This window comes from Shimia sp., assembly GCF_965227725.1.
Lineage (GTDB): Bacteria > Pseudomonadota > Alphaproteobacteria > Rhodobacterales > Rhodobacteraceae > Shimia.
This window is the reverse complement of record NZ_CBDDGH010000006.1, coordinates 353483-372449: the sequence shown is the minus strand read 5'-3', so window position 1 is coordinate 372449 and position 18967 is coordinate 353483. Positions and strand designations below refer to the sequence as shown.

The 18967-nt window shown below is 54.3% G+C and carries 17 protein-coding genes; 7 read left to right on the top strand and 10 right to left on the bottom strand.

Translation table 11 applies throughout. The features are described 5' to 3' along the window. Positions 1-23 precede the first annotated feature (23 nt). Entirely contained in the window at positions 24-359 is a 336-nt protein-coding gene (locus ACO07T_RS19585; protein ID WP_422050794.1) for a hypothetical protein, read from the bottom strand. A 69-nt stretch (positions 360-428) separates the two neighbouring features. Here ACO07T_RS19585 and ACO07T_RS19580 point away from each other — a divergent pair, with 69 nt between their 5' ends. Then, on the top strand, positions 429-1379 hold the full coding sequence (locus tag ACO07T_RS19580; RefSeq protein WP_422050793.1) for a YcaO-like family protein: 951 nt from the start codon (positions 429-431) through the stop codon (positions 1377-1379). 27 nt (positions 1380-1406) lie between these two features. Here ACO07T_RS19580 and ACO07T_RS19575 read toward each other — a convergent pair whose 3' ends face one another. The 4 genes from ACO07T_RS19575 to ACO07T_RS19560 all read right to left on the bottom strand — a co-directional run bounded on the left by ACO07T_RS19575 (position 1407) and on the right by ACO07T_RS19560 (position 6914). Further along, the gene (locus ACO07T_RS19575) at positions 1407-2735 is read right to left on the bottom strand and encodes a hypothetical protein (RefSeq protein ID WP_422050792.1); all 1329 of its coding nucleotides are present in this window, start codon (positions 2733-2735) and stop codon (positions 1407-1409) included. Positions 2736-2823: 88 nt separating this feature from the next. After that, positions 2824-4761: a hypothetical protein gene (locus tag ACO07T_RS19570; protein WP_422050791.1), complete on the bottom strand. Its 1938-nt coding sequence runs from the start codon at positions 4759-4761 to the stop codon at positions 2824-2826. Between the two features lie 231 nt (positions 4762-4992). Continuing rightward, on the bottom strand, positions 4993-5724 hold the full coding sequence (locus ACO07T_RS19565; RefSeq protein WP_422050790.1) for a response regulator: 732 nt from the start codon (positions 5722-5724) through the stop codon (positions 4993-4995). Next, positions 5721-6914: an ATP-binding protein gene (locus ACO07T_RS19560; protein ID WP_422050789.1), complete on the bottom strand. Its 1194-nt coding sequence runs from the start codon at positions 6912-6914 to the stop codon at positions 5721-5723. Before ACO07T_RS19560 ends, ACO07T_RS19565 begins: the two co-directional genes overlap by 4 nt. Before the next feature lie 210 nt (positions 6915-7124). Between ACO07T_RS19560 and ACO07T_RS19555 the strand changes: the two genes are divergently transcribed. The 5 genes from ACO07T_RS19555 to ACO07T_RS19535 are packed head-to-tail and all read left to right on the top strand — an operon-like array spanning position 7125 to position 12413. After that, entirely contained in the window at positions 7125-8138 is a 1014-nt protein-coding gene (locus ACO07T_RS19555) for a substrate-binding domain-containing protein (RefSeq protein WP_422050788.1), read from the top strand. A gap of 3 nt (positions 8139-8141) precedes the next feature. Further along, positions 8142-9614: a sugar ABC transporter ATP-binding protein gene (locus ACO07T_RS19550; RefSeq protein ID WP_422050787.1), complete on the top strand. Its 1473-nt coding sequence runs from the start codon at positions 8142-8144 to the stop codon at positions 9612-9614. Continuing rightward, on the top strand, positions 9611-10537 hold the full coding sequence (locus ACO07T_RS19545) for an ABC transporter permease (protein ID WP_209089839.1): 927 nt from the start codon (positions 9611-9613) through the stop codon (positions 10535-10537). Before ACO07T_RS19550 ends, ACO07T_RS19545 begins: the two co-directional genes overlap by 4 nt. Then, positions 10534-11511, top strand: a complete 978-nt coding sequence (locus ACO07T_RS19540; RefSeq protein WP_422050786.1) for an ABC transporter permease — start codon at positions 10534-10536, stop codon at positions 11509-11511. Before ACO07T_RS19545 ends, ACO07T_RS19540 begins: the two co-directional genes overlap by 4 nt. Beyond that, entirely contained in the window at positions 11508-12413 is a 906-nt protein-coding gene (locus tag ACO07T_RS19535; RefSeq protein WP_422050785.1) for an SMP-30/gluconolactonase/LRE family protein, read from the top strand. Before ACO07T_RS19540 ends, ACO07T_RS19535 begins: the two co-directional genes overlap by 4 nt. Positions 12414-12579: 166 nt before the next feature. Here ACO07T_RS19535 and ACO07T_RS19530 read toward each other — a convergent pair whose 3' ends face one another. Genes ACO07T_RS19530 through ACO07T_RS19510 form a run of 5 tightly spaced genes read right to left on the bottom strand, consistent with a single transcriptional unit; the run spans position 12580 to position 17917 of the window. Continuing rightward, positions 12580-13473 carry a carbohydrate ABC transporter permease gene (locus ACO07T_RS19530; RefSeq protein WP_422050784.1) on the bottom strand — a complete coding sequence of 298 codons (894 nt, stop codon included), beginning with the start codon at positions 13471-13473 and terminating at the stop codon, positions 12580-12582. Positions 13474-13476: 3 nt separating this feature from the next. Continuing rightward, positions 13477-14382, bottom strand: a complete 906-nt coding sequence (locus tag ACO07T_RS19525) for a carbohydrate ABC transporter permease (RefSeq protein ID WP_422050783.1) — start codon at positions 14380-14382, stop codon at positions 13477-13479. Between the two features lie 52 nt (positions 14383-14434). After that, the gene (locus ACO07T_RS19520; RefSeq protein WP_422050782.1) at positions 14435-15685 is read right to left on the bottom strand and encodes an ABC transporter substrate-binding protein; all 1251 of its coding nucleotides are present in this window, start codon (positions 15683-15685) and stop codon (positions 14435-14437) included. Positions 15686-15712: 27 nt separating this feature from the next. Further along, positions 15713-16789 (bottom strand): ABC transporter ATP-binding protein, encoded by a 1077-nt coding sequence (locus ACO07T_RS19515; RefSeq protein ID WP_422050781.1) that lies wholly within the window; start codon positions 16787-16789, stop codon positions 15713-15715. A gap of 3 nt (positions 16790-16792) precedes the next feature. After that, a complete protein-coding gene (locus ACO07T_RS19510; RefSeq protein ID WP_422050780.1) occupies positions 16793-17917 on the bottom strand; it encodes an enolase C-terminal domain-like protein in 1125 nt (374 codons plus the stop codon). Between the two features lie 140 nt (positions 17918-18057). Between ACO07T_RS19510 and ACO07T_RS19505 the strand changes: the two genes are divergently transcribed. Further along, the gene (locus tag ACO07T_RS19505) at positions 18058-18759 is read left to right on the top strand and encodes a GntR family transcriptional regulator (protein ID WP_422050779.1); all 702 of its coding nucleotides are present in this window, start codon (positions 18058-18060) and stop codon (positions 18757-18759) included. The last annotated feature ends 208 nt before the right edge of the window (positions 18760-18967 follow it).

Genomic DNA, 18967 nt, shown 5'->3' with positions numbered 1-18967 from the left:
TCAGACAGGCCGCAAAGCCTTTGTTACTTGCCGCACCCGCGGACCGAGATTTCACCCATAGCTTCGGCTGCGATGTCGCGCAGATCATACTCGTCCAGAGGGGAGGGTTCGGGTTTGCCTCTCTTTAAGGAGATATCCGGGATCACCACGTGAACCTGTTTTGGGCTGTCATATACAAAAGTAATCTCCGGGTTCAGGGACTCGCCGCTTTCGCTGGTGCCGGCGAACATGTCCCGAACGGTTTTTTCGCCTGCTTCGCGGTTTGCACCTTGCGACTGATCGGACGCGGCCGCCAGCTCAAGAATTGCGTGACCAAGTTCCTTAAGTGAGAAACTGTCATTCAGTTTCAATCGTGCCATTCCAAAAGTCCTTTTTCTGGTTCAATAATAATAGTTAATAGCCCCTTAAGCAGTTTGCCGGAACTGAAAATGACCGACACATTCATTCAAAGTGCCGAAACGGGGAAGCTCATTTCCAAAACATCCTTCGCTGACTTTCCTGACAGCGCCCCAATTCACGTTGCGTTTCGGCTGATAGAGCTCCGTGAGGGCACCATTTCTCCGCCAGGATCGATCAAGCGCCGGGTGGCTTTCGGGGTGGCTGATACCCCTGAAGAGGCTGCGCGATTGTCGGGTTTTGAGGCAATTGAGCGTTACGCCCTGCAATACAGTTCAGATCAGGATCAGACCTGCCAAAGTCTGATTGCCTCAGATGGGGGTTTACATGAAATGCCGAGGGCGGCCTTGGCGATTGGGGCGCCAGACACCAATGGCACCGTTACCTCCAAAGGGGCCGCAGCAGGACAAACACATGCTGATGCTGCCTTGCGCGCGGTCTATGAATGCCTTGAGCATGCCTTGGATCAGATCGGGGAGTATACACACCGCGTCGCGCCACACTGTTTGCCGCAAGCCCTAAATGCGTGGCTGTCGCGGCATTTGCGTAAACTCGACATTCATGTGCAGCCGGTCCACGACATTGGGCTACTTGTGCGCGTCGTGTGCAGTGATTTCGATGGTGGGCGGCCTAGCTATGGCACGGCTTTTGCCAACGATTTGGAGCAGGGCGCGTTGAGCGCGGCAGGGGAAGCAATTGTATCGTGGCGCAATATGGTCACCTTAGAGCACAAAGGAGTCACGCCAAAGGATATGGATGCTGAGGAGGCGCGTTTCTTTGAGCTCTACCGTGGTGCGCGAGGGGATCGGCCGATGTCGCCGCAGCAAGAGTTTAGCCGCGAAGCATGGCAAACTTTGCCACCCGATCTTAATCGCGCTTTGGAGCACGCGGCCAATGTCTTGGGTAACCCGGTCGCTGTGTTTGACATGACCGCCGCAGCCATACCGCTGCGTGTTGTAAAGGCCGTGCCGATTAGGAGCTGATGAGCTCATCAAACTGCTAGGGCTGCGTTAACTTTCGCGCAAACCCCGCGTGCCGGGAACCACCCCTAACGGATTTTCATATTGATCAGCAAAGGTGGCAATCTGTTTGCATCTTTCATAGCTCGGCAGCCCGCGGGTAATTGAGGCACACGGTCGCGTGGGGATGTCGCGAAACTCATCATTGGCGATCGGCCGCGGCGTATCTCCGATCACAACCAGCGGTCCCACCTCGATCAAGCGCGCCAAAAGGTAGCCTGACACAGGCGACGTTCGCGCCCCATTGGTCCAAAGCAGATCATCCAGAAAATGCGGATCCTCGTCGCCGGGGCCGAACTCAAGCCGCATCATCATGCCGTCTGTTCCTCGAGAAAAGCGCCCCCATTCTTGTGGAACAGGTTCACCATCAAGGCTCAGATCCTTGGTTCTGAGCGCACGCAGGTAAACCCCCAAAGGATTGGCAAAGGCCATCACCCGCCCCTGAGGCGGGTTTTTGCCGCGTAAGAAAACCTGATCGTAGGCTGCCTGAGCTGCGCCGGCATCAGCATTGCGGCAATAAAGATCTTCGCGATCTACCGACAGGAAGATTTCTTCCAGTTTGGCGCGTCTGCGTTTGCCATCCTGATTGACCGCATAGGGAAATGACCCGAAATGCACGACAAAAATCAGATCGCTGAGCCCGTTGATGTTTTCGGCCATGAAAAGCACATGTTCCATATTTAATGGGTGTTCAGGCGGTTGTGCCCTGCCGAACCCAACCAATCTTCTGCGGAAGGTTTCGGTGCGGGTTTTGACAGTTAAGCTATTCCATTGCTGCTCAGGGATGCCAAACAGCTCTTCGGCCTCATAACGTCGGCCAGTGATACTGGTCACACGCTGCAGGAAGTAAGGCAGGTCATGAACCGCCATCGCTTGCCACCACTCCATCAGTTCGGTTGTCGCAATGAACCGTTTGGGCCGCAGATTTCCATCGCTGTCAGGGCGCATAACCAGCGCATATTCCAGGTATTCATTATGTAGTTCTGCCCGTCCGGGCCATCCCCAGTCCGAAAGTTGAACAGCCAGTTCTTCGCCCAGACAATCCAAAGGTTCACGCGGGTTCGCTGGCCATTTGATGGAATGAGCGATTTTGCCATCAGCGATCTTCGACGGGTCAGTGACCAAAAAGGGGCTGGCTTTGTGCGAATTTATCAAGTCGAGGATAGTGTCGTTCCATACGGCAAGAACCGCATCGCTTACATCCGGGTCCGCGCGTCCAGGCGACTGAAAAATGTACATCGTTACGTCCCTCAAACAATTCGGGATTAAGTTAGTGCGGCCGCAAGAAAGGCCCTGCGACCGCGCCGTCCCACAGAGCATAGATTGGGGCAAGCTCTGCTGGGGATGGTGAAGAATTCACCGGCGCGGCCACTGAGGCATTCGCCGGTATGTCGTTTTTGCTCGCCTGTCACGATTGGGGTTGCGGTGGCAGGTGGCGGGTCCACCAATCGCTCAGGCTACAGCCAGATACGCGGATTTCAGAGCTGCCGGCCCCATTGCCAGAGATCGTTAGAATGTCACCATCGAAGGTTTCAAGCGTCATGGTCACATTAGAACGGAAGGTCGCCATATGTTCCGCTAAGATGCCGACAGCAATCCGCTCGCCCATGCGCAGGCTGTCGAAACTGTCGCTATAATAATTCACACCGGCCATGCAGCCCGCGAGGGACATGTTTTCAGCCAGTTTGTTCAACTCACCGTTCAAGGTCAGCACGTCAGGCGCATCGTCACCCTTTGTTTCCTTTAGGTTCAGGCCTCCGTCTTCCGGCACAAATGCAGCTGGCGCACCGGCCTCTTTCAACGACATCGGTCGCTGGTCTGCGTCATGGGTGCGGAAAAATGCTTTGAGTACAGTCACACACCCTCCAGCTATCGTTGCATGCCCGGCCCCATAGGAAGGATGCATGGGCGATCCTCCCGGAGAAGCCATTGGCAACAATAGGTTGCGTGTCATTTCGGGCAGGCGGCTCCAAGAGCGTGTGTTGTGCTTGAAGCGTCGTTCAGAGGGAGCTGCAACAATCGCCTCAATCAGGTTGAAGTCCTCGGTTGAGGCTGATCCCAGCTTGTCCACGTGCTGAGTGGCCATCGCCTCCGCCGCACCAAGCTCTGCGCCGTAGCCGTTTTCAATCAAGCAAGCCACGCTGCCCAGTTTTTCGGGGCGCGCCCGGTTGTGCGTCTCAAATTTCTGTTGCCAAGAGGCCCTGTGCGCCCGTTTGGCGGTCTCTTTCAAAAGAGACAAAAGATGCGCTTCTTCTGAGCCGTCGAAATGACGCTTATCCTCGATTTTGGGCATGCCAAGATCACTTTTGGTGTTCCAATCAAACAGCAATGCGGCTGTATTTAGATAGGGCTTACAAGACGCGTCCGAGCAGGCCAGCGTTGCTAGGTCACGCGGCGTTTCAATATACTTTTTTGTGCCTTCAAAAGCAGCGAGCTCTTTTTTCGTATTGGCGCCGTTTTGAACATCCAGCCACTCTGCCCAGTCGCGCAGATAATCCACTCCGGGTGCACGCTCGGTGATCCGCTGGTCCCAACGCCCGATCTTACTTTGAGCGCGTTCATCTCGAGGTGCATAGCCTTTGTCTTCTGGCGCAGCAGCCCCTTGCAGTAAAAACTGCGAAACATAAGGGCCATCGGCGCAACCGGCACTCGACCCGCGGAAAAGAGTTTGCGGCGTCAGGTTTTCGCCATCTCGCGTGCGCCTGTTGGAGGAGACCATGCTGAGCGGATTGCCTTCGGCATCGGTTGGCGTTTGCTCAGGGTCAAACCAAGGCATATTGGATAAGGCAGCAGCGACTCGCTGAGAAGTCTTGCTGGTCCGCATGGCTTCAAAGGAAAGATCCCGGAGATACGCCATGGCATAAAGTTCAGCCATTTCGGCTGCCAACTCATCCGACCCCAGGCAAGGCGCCGGCGCCAAGGCAACAGAATTTGCTTCTGGTGCTTGCGCGACCAATTGATGGTACGCAAGGGGCATGTCCCAATTGCGCCAAGAAAATTCACTACCTTCCGCATTAGGACGGGTTTGGAAACTGCCGCAATATGCCGGTGAATCAAAAAGCGCGATCCGGTTCCCCATGTTGTCGGTGTAGCTAGGATCTGAAATTTCCTCAAAAAAGTTGTTGTAGGAATACGTTGTGACGATTCCGAAAGCATTGTGTTCCAACCCTTTGGAAAACCGGGTTGGCCATGTGCCAGGAAATGCGTCAGCCTCGCCGTTGCAGTGAGTTTCAACGGCCAATGCACTCAGAGGAATTGCTGCCGCACTGCACTTGAGTACCTCGACCACTTGGCTGGATTCCGAAACTTTAGTGGTGGCGTAAGCAACATTTGCTTCTCTAGTCATGATGCCCTCCTTGGTATTCGGGTGCATCAGGAACAGGCGGCATTACCGGATCGTTACCGATTTCGCTGAGATCGTTACTTTGAGAAAAATTTGACCGAAATCTAGGTCGGTTTTGGTATTTGTCTTTTTTCGAAAAGTCTTGCGCTTTGCGAGGGTAAGTAATCGATTAGCGGGTTATTCAGGCAAGAATTGGCGGTGATAGAGCGATAGGCTAAATGTTAATCCCAAAACTCAGGGTCCAAGAGACGCTCTGCTTAACCATTCACCAAGGTCTTTTTCCGCAGATGAGATGACCTCGGTATTCAAGATGTGGATGCGCATCGCTTTTGACACTGCCCTGACGCGCTTGTTGATCGCTACATCAGCATTCGCCAGGGGCAGGTCATTGACGTCCAACTTTTCATAGATCGACAGCAAACGGTTCTGCACAGTCCGTAGGGCGAGTTTGCGACGCTGCGCTATGATCTTGTCCGGTAGTCCCAGAGCCAAATCGGAAAGAATGGCCAACTCGACTTCTGTTAATGCTTCACTTGAGCGGCTCTGCTCGCTCTGAATCTGATGTATCTCGCGGTCGACCATGATTTGCCCTTCCACCAGCACCGCGCGCAAGGCTAATTGCATGCGAGAGGGGCTCGCGGTTTTGAGTACGTACCCATAGGCGGCTTCTTTAGGGACGATCCGCGCAATGCCGCGCAGGTAAGCTTCGTCTGAATAGTTTGACCAGAACAGAATGCGCGTGCTCGGCCGTTCGGCCCAAATCGTGCGCGCGGCCTCAATCCCGTTGCGCTCTTTCATGCGCAGGTCCATCACAATCGCTTCGACAGCATCGTCGCGAGCCATCTGTTCACCCTCGCGCCCGTTTGTAGCCAATTCCACTTCTATAGCTTCAGGCAGCGCTTCGTAGACCAGTTCCATGAGGTAGTTGGCATGCATGGCATCATCTTCAACCAGGAGAATCTTCATGCTGGCATCTCGTCCTTGCTGGTGCACTCTGATGTCGGCAGACAGACGATGACTTCGGTGCCATTGGAGTAGGAGATATCGAACTGTGCGGCGATGAGCCTGGCGCGGGTGCGCATATGCATCAGACCGCCCGATGCTCTTGCTGGCGTCAGTGCGGGATGTGTTTGACCATCATCGTGTACCGATAGATACAAACCGTCGCGGCAGGCGATCTCGACTGTGATGGATTGCGCCTGCGCGTGGCGAACAGCGTTGTTAATCGCCTCTTGCGCGATCCGAAACAGTGCAATCCGTTTTGCTTGCGGTAACTGATCGACAAGCCCATCAGACAAGTCGCGGACATCAATCTGCATTTGTTGGTCCGGCCCTACGGCACGCTCCAAATGTGTACGAACTGCGTGCTGAAACCCAAAAAGTTCCAACAGAGAAGGGATCGACATGTCTATGATGGTTCGCAAATCCTGTATGCATCTTTGCATATGGTCGCGTAACGCCGCGATATCTCGTTGCGATTTGCAGCATTCCAACTCGCGGCTTATCCGCGTCAGGTCCGCCAGCGTTTGGTCATGCAGGTCCATGCCAATCCGCTGGCGTTCCTGTTCCAGAGCATCGGTTAGACTTGACGCCCCAAGCCGCAAGCCTTCTTCGCGCGCCTGCAGTTCAGCGCGCTTAATGGCCTCGCGTTTGGCTTGTTCGGTGGCGCGCAACGCATAAAAATAGGGTGCTAAAATATCGGCAATATTGCGTACCTGCTCGACGGCGTTTTTGTCATAGTAGTCTGGCTGTTGGGATGAGCAGTTGAGGGCGCCAATAGTGCGGCCCAGCACCTTCATTGCGACATTAACACGACTGCGCAACTGGTGCCGTATGATCGGCCCTGCATCTGCGCCTTCAAATATGTAACGGGGGTCTTCCAAGGCGTTGCCCGTTAGCAGGCTGTCACACTTGCCGGTCAGGATATCGCGCACAGGTGACACCGCGACCGGAGCGCGCGTACGGCTCCAACTGGTGCGCAGGCCGACTTCGTAACTTGTGTTGAGCTGCCCGTTTTCATCGACGAGACATACATCCAAGTGGTCCACATGCAAAATGCGGTCGATCTCGGATTTGACCGAGCGCAGCGCGGATTTGATATCGAGGTTTCCTGCCAGATGGTTTGAGATCCGCAGGTAATAGGCAAGATCAGCCATTTACGACCCTTTGCAAAGCAGGCCTTGAAACTATAGCCAGAGCGATGCCGCGTGTCATGCGGGTTGCCGCAGGCTCTTTGCGGGAAGCCGCAAGCAATGCGCGCGGACTACTCTTACCCTTATCGCCGAAACTCGGAATCTTTGTCACGCAGGCCCCTTTGGGGGGCAAAGAATGCATGTGCGGCAGTGTGGCCGCTCTGGGAGGATACCATGAAACTTAAGGCCATTTTATTGGGTGCTACGACAGGATTAGCCGCTTTGGCTGCGACACCTGGCATAGCAGACACATCAGACAAACGTATTGCGTTGTCCAACAACTACGCGGGAAACTCATGGCGCCAGGCGATGCTTGAAAGCTGGCAGAAGAATGGTGACGCAGCGGTGGCTGATGGCGTCGTTGCCGCGGCTGACGCGTTCACGACTTCCGAAAATCAGGCCACCGAACAGGCGGCTCAAATTCAGAACATGATCCTGCAGGGCTATGACGCTATCGTTGTAAACGCTGCGTCGCCGACAGCCATCAACGGCGCAGTCAAGGCAGCCTGCGATGCAGGCATTACCGTTGTATCGTTTGACGGTATTGTGCAAGAGCCCTGTGCATGGCGCATTGCTGTCGACTTTCAGCAGATGGGACGTGAGCAGGTAAAATACTTGGCTGAGCGCTATCCCGATGGCGGCAACCTTCTTGAGATCCGTGGACTTGCTGGGGTTTTTGTTGACGACGAGATCAGCGCAGGCATTCATGATGAGATCAAGAACACGAATTTCGAAGTTGTCGGGTCGGTTCATGGTGATTGGGCTCAGGACGTGGCGCAGAAAGCCGTCGCCGGTATATTGCCCAGCCTGCCCGATATTGTAGGCGTCGTGACCCAAGGGGGCGATGGATATGGCGCCGCGCAGGCGATTGGCGCAACGGATCGTGCGATGCCGACGATTGTGATGGGCAATCGTCAGGATGAATTGCAATGGTGGGCTGACGAAAAAGCGGCCAACGGGTATCAGACCACTTCGCTGTCCATTGCTCCGGGTGTCAGCACACTCGCATTTTGGGTGGCACAACAGGTTCTCGATGGAAATAACGTTCCCAAGGATTTGACCGTTCCCTTTCTGACTATTTCGGATGCCTCTCTGGAAGAGGCGCTGCAAACCACACCTAAGGGGTCGGTCGCAAACGTGGAATACACGCTGCAACAGGCCAAAGATGTGATTGCGGCGGCCAAATAATTTATGCCTGATACTCAAACGATACCCGGCGCACTAGATGCGCCGGTTGTCTCGCTCGACGCGGCGGATATGTCCTTTGGCCCTGTTCATGCCTTGCGCCAAGCCACGGTGACCGTGGCAACCGGGGAATGTGTTGGTCTGGTGGGGCACAATGGCGCGGGTAAGTCGACCTTGGCTAATGTGATCAACGGACGGCTTTCGCCGACAGGTGGAGGGGTGACGCATCGCTATGCCACTAGCGCGATGACAAACAGTGAGAACGCGCGAAACGCTGGAATTCGTAGCGTGTTTCAAGAGCTATCCCTTTGTCCCAATCTTACCGTTCTGGAAAACCTGCGGATCCCGTACCGGAACATGCCACGTAGAAATTGGCGGCGCACTGCGCAGCAAAAAGTTACTGATGCGCTGGATTTGGTTTTTCCCGGGCATGACATCCGCCCACATGCCACCGTGGGTGCCTTGACCATTGCGCAACGGCAGATGGTTGAGATCGCCATTGCGTTTGCCGATCGGGATAGTGAACCCAGCCTTGTTATTCTGGATGAGCCAACATCGTCGCTCGACGCTGCGATTGCTCAGCAATTACTGGCTCACATCAACCGGTTTTGTGCTGCAGGCGGGGCTGTTCTGTTTATCTCTCACATGATGGGAGAGATTTTTGAGGTCGCGACCCGGATCATCATCATGAAAGACGGCCAAATTGTCGACGATCGACCTGCCCGAGCGTTTACACGTAGCAGTATCGTGGATGCGATGGGCCATGTTGCACCAGATCATGATGAGGCGGTGGTCGATCGTGCTAACCGCCCGCTCGGAGATGAAGTGATCCGTGCCGAAAACGGCTTGAGCGCTCGTAAAGGTGAAATTGTAGGTCTTGCCGGTCTAGCCGGGCATGGGCAGGCCGAAGCGCTGGCGCAAATCTATTTTGATCATTCCCCCTTGTGGAAAACGACAAAGACACCGGAAGTCGTATTCGTCGCCGGCGACCGATCCCGTGACGGAGTGATGCCGCTTTGGTCGATCCTGCGCAACCTTTCACTGACCACCCTGAACGAGTTCAGCCGTAGGGCCATGGTGGATCATGGCGCAGAGGTTGGATTGGTGCAGAGCTGGAAAGAGCGGATCGGTATTCGCACCGATAATTTACGTAATCCGATCCTGTCCTTGTCAGGCGGCAATCAGCAAAAGGTACTGTTTGCCCGCGCGCTTGCCTCTGCTGCACCGATCGTGCTGATGGACGATCCAATGCGCGGTGTAGATGTGGGCACTAAGAAAGAAGTTTATCAGATGCTTCAAGATGAAGCTGCCAAGGGTCGAAGCTTTCTTTGGTATTCTACGGAAACGGACGAAATTTTGGAGTGCGACCGGGTGTTTGTGTTCCGCGCCGGTAGAATTGCAGCAGAGTTGATTGGCGAAGAAATAACCGAAGAGAATATCCTGCGTGCTTCCTTCGAAATGCAGGAGGCCGCCCAATGACTGCTGAACGGATGCGATTGCTGCTGCCTGTTCTGTCACTGGCGGTGCTCTTGGGCGCCGTCTTCTACTTACAACCCCGCGCCATGAGCTATTTCGGGCTAAATCTGCTGTTCAATCTGGCGATTCCTGTTGCCTTGGCGACGATTGCCCAGATGATGATTATCATGGTCAATGATATTGACCTCTCCATCGGTGCCTTTGTCAGTTTTTGCGCCTGTGTGACAGCGACATTTGTGCATGACACGCCACTAATCGGCTACTCTATTCTGTTGCTTGCCATTCTGGGATACGCCGCGCTGGGAGCTTTGATACAGTTGCGCGGGCTGCCAGCCATCGTGGTGACACTGGGTATGTCTTTCGTTTGGGGCGGACTGGCTGTGTTGATCTTGCCTTCCCCCGGTGGCGCTTCCCCTGAGTGGCTGAAGGCTTTGATGGTTTTCAAAACACCTCTGGTTCCGATTGCGGTGATAGCACCTCTGATCATTGCTTTTGTGGTGCATGTGCTGATCAAACGTTCCTGGGTCGGCGTGGTCCTGCAGGGGCTCGGAGGAAATGAACGCGCAATGGAGCGGGCGGGCTGGTCTGTCGTCCAGTTGCGCGCGGGGGCGTATGGTTTGGCTGGGCTGTTCGGGGTGCTGGCGGGCATGTGTCTGGTTGGGCTCACGACAGCCGCCGATGCCAATATCGCGCTGCGCTATACGCTCTTGTCGATAGCTGGGGTGATCCTGGGTGGTGGCGAGTTTGTCGGCGGGCGCATTTCGCCGTTTGGGGCTGTGATTGGTGCGCTGACACTGACATTGGCGGCCAGTTTTCTGTCTTTTCTGCGCCTGTCACCGGATTGGCAAATTGGTGCGCAGGGCGCGATCTTGATACTGGTTCTGGCGGTCCGGTTGCTGTTTGTACACAAAGGGGCTACCGCATGACTGACAAGATGCTGTCTTTAGAACCAAGCGTCAATCGGCTTTCTGGCCTGATCCGCAAACCTTGGCTTTGGGCTTATATTGCGGCGACGCTGACATTTGCTGCGACCAGTTTGGTTGCAGGGTCCGCAGCCGGATCGCTTCTCTATACGGCACTAACCTTTGCGTCTTTTTCGGCCATTGTCGGTATCGGGCAGATGCTTGTGATCACCATGGGCCCGGGCAATGTTGATTTGTCGATCCCCGCCTCTATGACGCTGGCGGCGACCTTGGCACTGAAATTCATGGACACGCAAACTGAGTTGATCCTGCCCGGGTTCTTGATTGCGATCGGTGTGGGCATGGGCAGTGGAATCCTGAATTTCGCTCTGATCCTGCTGCTGCGCATCCCGCCGATTATTGCCACGCTGGCTGCGTCGTTTCTCTACCAATCTCTGGCGATTTGGTCCAACCGTGGCTTGCGGATCAAACCGCCCGAACCTCTGGCAGAATTCGCAACAGGGGGCACCCTGGGTGTACCCAATGTGGCACTGGTCGGGATCGCACTGGCGGTTTTCGCATATGTATTGTTGGAGAGGGCCATTGCGGGACGCTGGATCTCTGCCATCGGGCAAAATCTGCGCGCTGCACGGTTGAGCGGAGTGCCGGTAAACATCGTACGCTTTGCCGTCTATGTGAACTCTGCTGTCTGCGCCGCGCTTGCCGGATTTCTTCTGGCTAGTTTTTCCGGCGGAGCCAACCTGAACATGGGAACAGAATACATGTTGATGTCGATTGCCGTCGTCGTCATCGGTGGGTCTTCGATTGGCGGAGGTAATTCGAACGTCCCCGGTATCTGGGGAGCAGCGCTATTCATGTTCCTGATCGTCTCGATGCTGAACTCATATGGTCTGGGGGCCGGGATACGACTGATCCTTACAGGGTTTGTGATTGTGTGCGTCGTCACGCTTGCCAGTCGGAAAGGATACAAAGCATGACACGTGCACAGCACTATGACATAGTTAAGCCCGAGTTCCGCGATTTGATTCACGAAAATCTGAGCCTGACACGGATTTCGAGCGGTCATGTCTGGACGGAAGGTCCCGTCTGGTTTCCTGCGCATAAGCAGCTTTTGTTTTCAGATATTCCGAACCAGCGCCTCTGCCGTTGGACACCGGATGGCGGGACCAGCGTATTCCGCACGCCCTCGAATTTTGCCAACGGCAACACACGCGATCTGCAGGGGCGTTTGGTGACATGTCAGCACGGAACGCGTTCGGTGGTCCGTACGGAGCATGATGGAAGTCAAAAAGTCATTGCAGATGCCCATGAGGGGAAGCGGCTAAATTCCCCCAATGATGTGATTGTACATTCCGATGGCTCGATCTGGTTTTCTGACCCCACATACGGAATCCTTTCGGATCTTGAGGGCAGCCGTGCTGACCCCGAGCAAGAGGGTAATTTCGTCTACCGTGTGGCCCCTGACGGACAAGAGATCAAACCGGTTGCAACAGATTTTGTTCAGCCCAATGGGTTGGCTTTTTCTAGGGATGAAAGCCGGCTCTATGTGGCGGAGTCTGGCAGCAGCCATGATGCGTCAGTACGGTCAGTTCTAAAAGTCTATGACGTTTTGACCGACGGAGAGTTAGCGCATGTGCGAGACTTTGCGGAAATCGACAATGGTTTGCCAGATGGGTTGCGTGTCGATCATTATGACAACGTCTGGTGCTCCGCTAATGATGGCGTGCACGTCTTTGCGCCAACTGGGGATCTGATTGGCAAGGTTTTGGTCCCTGAACGGGTCGCCAACCTCACCTTTGGTGGCGAGCGCGGGAATGTCCTCTTCATCACCGCCACAACCTCAGTCTATTCCGTTTTCGTGAATACCGGAGCTAGCTAAGCGTTCTCGTGTCGCCAGTCAGATAGCGCTTTGGGCTGCGGGTGACCGAGAGCACCCCACGGAAATCATCGTCGATAAAGCGTATCAAACAGGATTTCGCCCAAGCATTTTGGTGACCGATGTCACCAAGACTGCGTGATCAAGCGGCGATATATCGCCAGAAAAGTCACCCTTTTTCAGCGCCCGACAGTGTTCCCGCACGCACGTATTTTTGGGAAGCAAGAAACAGCAACAGCACCGGGGCAATGACCAAAATAGCCGCAACAATTGCTTCCGGTTTGTTGATTGGAATATCGCTGGCAACGTCATTCCCCAAGGCGCCGGAACTGCTGACCAAGACGGCAAGTCCAATGGGCAGGCTATAGAGTTCATCTTTGGTGAGAAGCACAAAGGCCAAAAAATAGTTGCTCCAATTGGCGAGAAAACTGAAGAAGGCGACCAGTGCGATCAACGGTTGGGAGAGAGGCAAGGCAACTTTACTAAAGACTTCAAATCGGCTCGCGCCATCAATGCGGGCTGCGTCTATGAGCCCATTTGGCAGTGATGTGGCGTAGTAGATATAGGCGAGATAGACTCCAAACGGAAAAAACGCGGTGGCGATGATCATGCCCAGGTAGCTGTTGTTCAGTCCGAAGGCCTGCATCTGAAGGAAGATCGGCAGCGCAACCACAGTGTTGGGCGTAATCATGGCCACCAGAGTCAGCACTAGAATGGTCTTGCGCAAGGCGAAATCATAAGTTGCCAGTATGAACCCTGCGGGGAGCACCGCGGCCAGTGACAGGCTGACGCCGCCGATGGTGTAGATTGCAGAGTTCAGGGCCCATCGGCCAATCTGAAAGTCATTGTAGGTTGTCAGATTGTGCCATGTCTGGGCCAACATCTCAAAGCGACCCAAAGAAAATGGCCCCGATGAAAACAGCGTGGGTTCGTCTCGAAAGGCGGCGAGCAATAGCCACAAAATTGGTGTTGCGTAAAAGACAAAGGCAAGCCCGAGGCAGAACCAAACGATGATCCATCCCAGCCGGGCATTCAAGGGGGGTGTTTTCTGAGCAGCGGCCATGGGTCAATCCATTTTGTAAAACCGCGTGCCAAAGACAACGCAGAGAGAGATGAAGATCGCGACCCCGAGGAGCATGGTGCTCATCGCGGCGGACGCGCCAAAATCACCCAAGTTAAACGCATATTGGAACGCCAACTGGTTTACTGACCAGTCGGGGCGTGAATAGGTCGAACCTGCCAGTGACATGAGCTGGGGTTCCACAAACATCTGGATACCGTTTGCAAAGGACAGGATGGCCATCAGGGCAAGGGAACGCCAGACCATCGGCAATTTGACCCGCGTTGCAATTTGGAACTGGTTGGCCCCATCCACATGGGCGGCCTCAACCACTTCTTTTGAAATGCCTTTAAGCGCGCCGCCAATCACCACGATCCAGCCGCCGGAATAGGCGAGATAGGCCATCAATGCAAAGACGACAGGGTAGCCGAAATGTGACACGACCTGACGGCGGTTCTCCCATCCAAACGCTTCAAACAAAGCGCCATAGGGGCTCACGGCGGGGTCCAGAAGAAAGAGCCAGAGGATCACGATAGCGGATGAGGTTATCGCGCCAGGTAAAAAGAACGAGGTTCGCAGCACAGACGCCGCGCGATCCGGCAGGGCGTCCAGCATCAACGACAGACCCGCTATGCCGACAACCATCATGGTTAGCCAGATGGTGACATAGGTGAACACATTCTGAATGGCTTCAATCAGGCGGAAGTCATTGAGAACAAATTCGTAATTTGTGAAGCCCCAGAACACCCAGTCGATTGTGTCCATAAAACTGAGACCGATCGCATAGACAACCGGCGCAATCCCGAAGAAGCCAAGCAATGCCAGATAGGGTGCCATCATCGCGATGATGAACCAGCGATCCTGCCGGCGGCGTTTTTTAGGGTCTGAATTGGGCGCTGAGATTTGTGTCATGGATGCCTGTGAGCGAGCAAGGGGAGGCGGCGTGTGCCGCCTCCGAACAGGGTTAGTTTGCGATCTTATACCCGGCAACTTTGGCGGAGTTTTCTATTTCAGCTGCATAGTCTGCCAGCTTGTCCACGATGCTGCCGTCAGATGCTCCGTCGATCTTGGCAAAGGCTGCCATGATATCAAAGCGGTATCCGGCATATGAAGGATGTCCGTAAGGTGCTGAAGCTTCCATTTTATCGTAGACATCTGCTGCGGCATACCAAGGGTCGCTGGCGACGCGATCTTTCCAAACCGCGGAACTGTCCGCATGGGCAGGCATAGTGGTTGCTTTGCCCTGCAAACCGGTGTCCGTGGTCATCCACTTAATGAGTTGCACCACTTCATCGGGGTGCTCGGATTTGTGGTAGCCGCCAAACACACCGCCGCCCCAGCTCCAAGCGACGGGTTTTTCTTGATCCTGAAACTTCAGAGATTCAGAGGCTGCAACGATGCCGCCATCCAGCTCATAGAGAGGTCGCATTACGTGTTCACCGAACCATGTCGGGCCGTTAAACATCAACAGCTTGCCGTCTTTGACGTCGGTCACAAAGGACGGCTCAAACGGGCCGTGAGGGCTCAGGGCGCCATTCGCGCGCATCCGGTCCACCATGCCTGCGGCTGCAACGCAACCGTCATTCGCCATATCGATTTTGATCGTATCGGTGGATCCTTCCACCAGGAACCCAGGCTCACAACCGCCCGCAATCAGCATATTCACCACCGGTGTCGGTTGCGTACCTGTACCGACGATCATCCCGTTTTGTGCAGCCACCTCCCCAATTTTTTCAAACTCTTCCCAAGTTGCCGGGACCGCCAGTCCCAGTTCATCAAACTTCGGTTTGTTGTACCAAGTGATGAAATGGGCCAGATCGTTGCGCAAGCACAGGAGGCGTCCGTCTCCGGTTTCGCATGGCGAGAGTGAGCTTGGCAGGAAGCTGTCAACAACGGTGGCGTCTACCTTGTCGCTGAGATCCATCAGATAGTTTGAACGGCGGGTGGACAATTGCGCAATCTGCTGTAGTTCTGCCATGAAGATCACATCGGGCACATCATCCCCTGAGCGCATCGCAAGTTGCAGTTTTGCAGTCTGGTCCGGCGGGGCGACCGTAACAATATCGAGCTCAATGTTGTCATGGGCGGCATCAAACGCTTTGAACGGCTCTATGCGCGCTGTGTCTGACCATACAGTTAACTTTACCGGATCTGCCGTTGCACTGCCCGCTGCAAGCGCTGTGGCGACGGTTGTCAGAAGTATCCGTTTCTTCATCTTGGGTCTCCTCCCTTAGTGACCGGATTATCGGATGGATTGGCCTGTGCCATCAAAGACGTGGAAGTCGTCAGGGGTGATTGAGACGGGTACGATATCGCCCCGTTTTTCGCTGGCTGAGGCTGGTAATTGCACGACCAGAGGTGTTTCGCTGCCATAGTCGATATGGGCGTAACTTACGTGGCCGAGCTGTTCTAGTGAGACGATTTCCCCTCTGAAATTCAAAGCGTCAGTTTGCTCGGTTCCGATCTGCACGGCTTCGGGGCGAATGCCGAGCGTCAGATCCGACTGTCCCGTCAGGTCACACTGGTTCAGAGCAACGGATTTTTGCTCTGCCAGTTCAATCTGAACCAAGTTCGAGCCAGCCGCAGTCGCCGCGATGAAATTCATTTTGGGCGAGCCTATAAATCCTGCGACGAAGAGATTGTTTGGGTGATTGTAGAGCTCCAGAGGGGTGCCAATTTGCTGAATTCTGCCACCGTCAAATGCGACGATGCGGTCAGCCAGTGTCATTGCTTCGACCTGATCATGGGTCACGTAGACCATTGTAGCGCCGACATTGCGGTGCAGTTTTTCGATCTCAAATCGCATTTCAACGCGCAACGCAGCATCCAGATTTGACAATGGTTCATCAAACAGAAACACCTCGGGATTGCGCACAATCGCGCGGCCGATTGCAACGCGTTGGCGCTGACCTCCTGACAGTTGGCTGGGTTTGCGCTCCAGCAGCTCGGTAAGGCGCAGAATACGCGCCGCTTCGTGGACACGACTGTCCACCTCCGCTTTTGAAACCTTATTCAGGCGCAGATTGAAGGCGATGTTCTCAAAGACAGATTTATGCGGGTACAGCGCGTAAGACTGAAACACCATGGCGATGCCGCGCTCAGAGGGCGAAGCGTAGGTTACGTCATGATCACCAATCTGGATCTGGCCCGCAGTGGCATCTTCAAGCCCGGCAAGAATGCGCAACATCGTCGATTTACCAGAGCCTGATGGCCCGACAAAGACCACAAACTCCCCCGGCTCAATGTCAAGATCAACACCAGTAATGACCTCAAGTGCGCCGAAAGACTTGCGAATATTGCGAAGCAAAACCTTGGACATGGATTAGTCCCGCCGCTGATCTACGACGGTTTTGGACAAAGCGGTCGCATCCAGTTTATCCCGATCAAAGTGATGCCCAATACCCGGCTCCTGAGAGATGTTTAACTGACCATCAATGATGGAGATCGCCCCCATGTCTTTGAGGGTGTGAATGTGGTCTTCATCGAAGATGATCTGTTCGTAAAAATCATTGTTTTCAATGGCTCCGCACAGCTGCGCGTTTTCCAGCCCCATGCCATGTACCTGTGCGCGCATGCCGAAGCTATCGGACAGTTGCGCGATCTTCATCGAGCCCGTGAAGCCACCTTTGAAGTGGAAGCTGACACGCGTCATATCGAGCGCCCCGGCCTCAATCCAGCTTGCCGCGTTCCAGTGTACGCCGTCAGACGTTTCTGCTGCCAGAATGGGTATATCAAGCTTGTCCGCGAGCTTGGCGTAGGACCCGAGGTGGAATTCACGCATCGGCTCTTCGTACCACATGTACCCTTCGTCCTGCAGGGCCTTGCCTACGGTCAGCGCATCGGCGTAGTCCCAGCCTGCTGATCCATCAAACATAAGCGGAGCGTCAGGCCCAACCCATTTGCGCAGGGCGCGGATCAATTCAATGTCTTCTTTCACCAGCCCCCAAGCATGTAGTTTGTATGCCCCAAAGCCGACATCTCGGCAGGTTTTGATGTTGCGCTCATAGGTCGCCAGATCTTTCCAGGTCGCTGTGGAGGCATAGGCCGGGATCGACGTTCTAGAGCCCCCTAGCATCACATGAAGGGGCATCTCAGCCACTTTGGATTTGAGATCCCAGCACAGCATATCGAGGATGCCAAGTTGGCGCTGGTGGAACTCTTCCATGCGGTCGACTTCCCAAACGCGGGTCCACATGCGCTCGGTCATCAGAGGGTTGTCACCGATGAAATGCGCGAAACGGCGCCTGACGACGTCGAATACCGCGTCCCCCATTTCGACAGTGACAAAACCGGATCGACCGCACTCTGTCTCCATGAGGATAGACGCCAGTCGTGGACCTTCGCCGTCAGGTAAGCCGCCGTGCGACGTTGGCAAACCAAAACGCCAGATGATTTGTGGCGCACGTGGTGCCTCATGAACCCAACATGTGAAATTGGCTATCTTCATTTTAATCCTCTTTTTTGCCACCTTAAAAATATTTTAAAGCCTGTAAAGAATATTTTTGATTTCAAAAAATTCTCCTTGGGGTTTTCAGGAGCCTGGTGTCAGTGCTAAAAGAAGCAAAAAATTGATCGGAAAAGCAGCGCATGACGGAGATGGTTTTGGATCAGGTTTACATCCCTGAAACGCTCGAAGAACTGCCAAAGCATTGGAATGCGGGATTTGAAAAGTTCATTCAGGCCGTCGGGACGGGCCAATTGCCACCGGGCACGACATTAACTCAGGCACAACTATGTGATTTACTTGATTTGTCGCTGACACCACTGCGAGAGACATTGGTTTTACTGGAGGAATACGGCCTGATTGAGGTTAAGCAGCGCGCAGGTGTGACCATTCTGAACCCCGAATTGTCATTTGTTCGCGAAAACTATCAGTTCCGAATCCTCATTGAAGAGGAAGCACTTCGATCTTTTGCTGCAAGCGTGAATGACGATTGGCTGAAAGCTGTGCGGGATCGCCATTTGATGTTAATCGATCGCCTGGAGCAAGAGCCGGACAACATGACAAACGTTGCTGCTTTTGTGGCGTTGGATCAATTTGTTCATTCAAGTTTTGTCGAGGCGCTTAACAACAAGTCCATGCTGGCGACCCACAATCGGCTGCAACAGAACATTCGCATGGTGCGCTCAATGCAGAAAAATGCCGCCTATTTACGCAATTTGCTGAGTGCCGCGAATGAACATCTGGCGATCTTCGAACAGATTGAAAAGAAAGACCACGAAGGGGCAGCGCTAAGTCTGCGCAGGCACTTTGAAGCGTCTATTTACCGCGCGGTGGTGTCCTACTAGCCTAGGTAGTTTTACGCATGCAAAGGGGCGGCACAAAAACGCGACAGGTCCAACAGATAGCGCAACGGAATTGCGCCGCCTGTGCGACAGCCTTGGCTTGGAAGCCGGTTTTGAAACAGCGCGCATGTATCGCGGCCCGTTTGAAGTCCAAGCGACCCCTTGCTTCGCCATTGCTTCAATGGAGCTTGGCTAGAACTTGGTTCTGCTG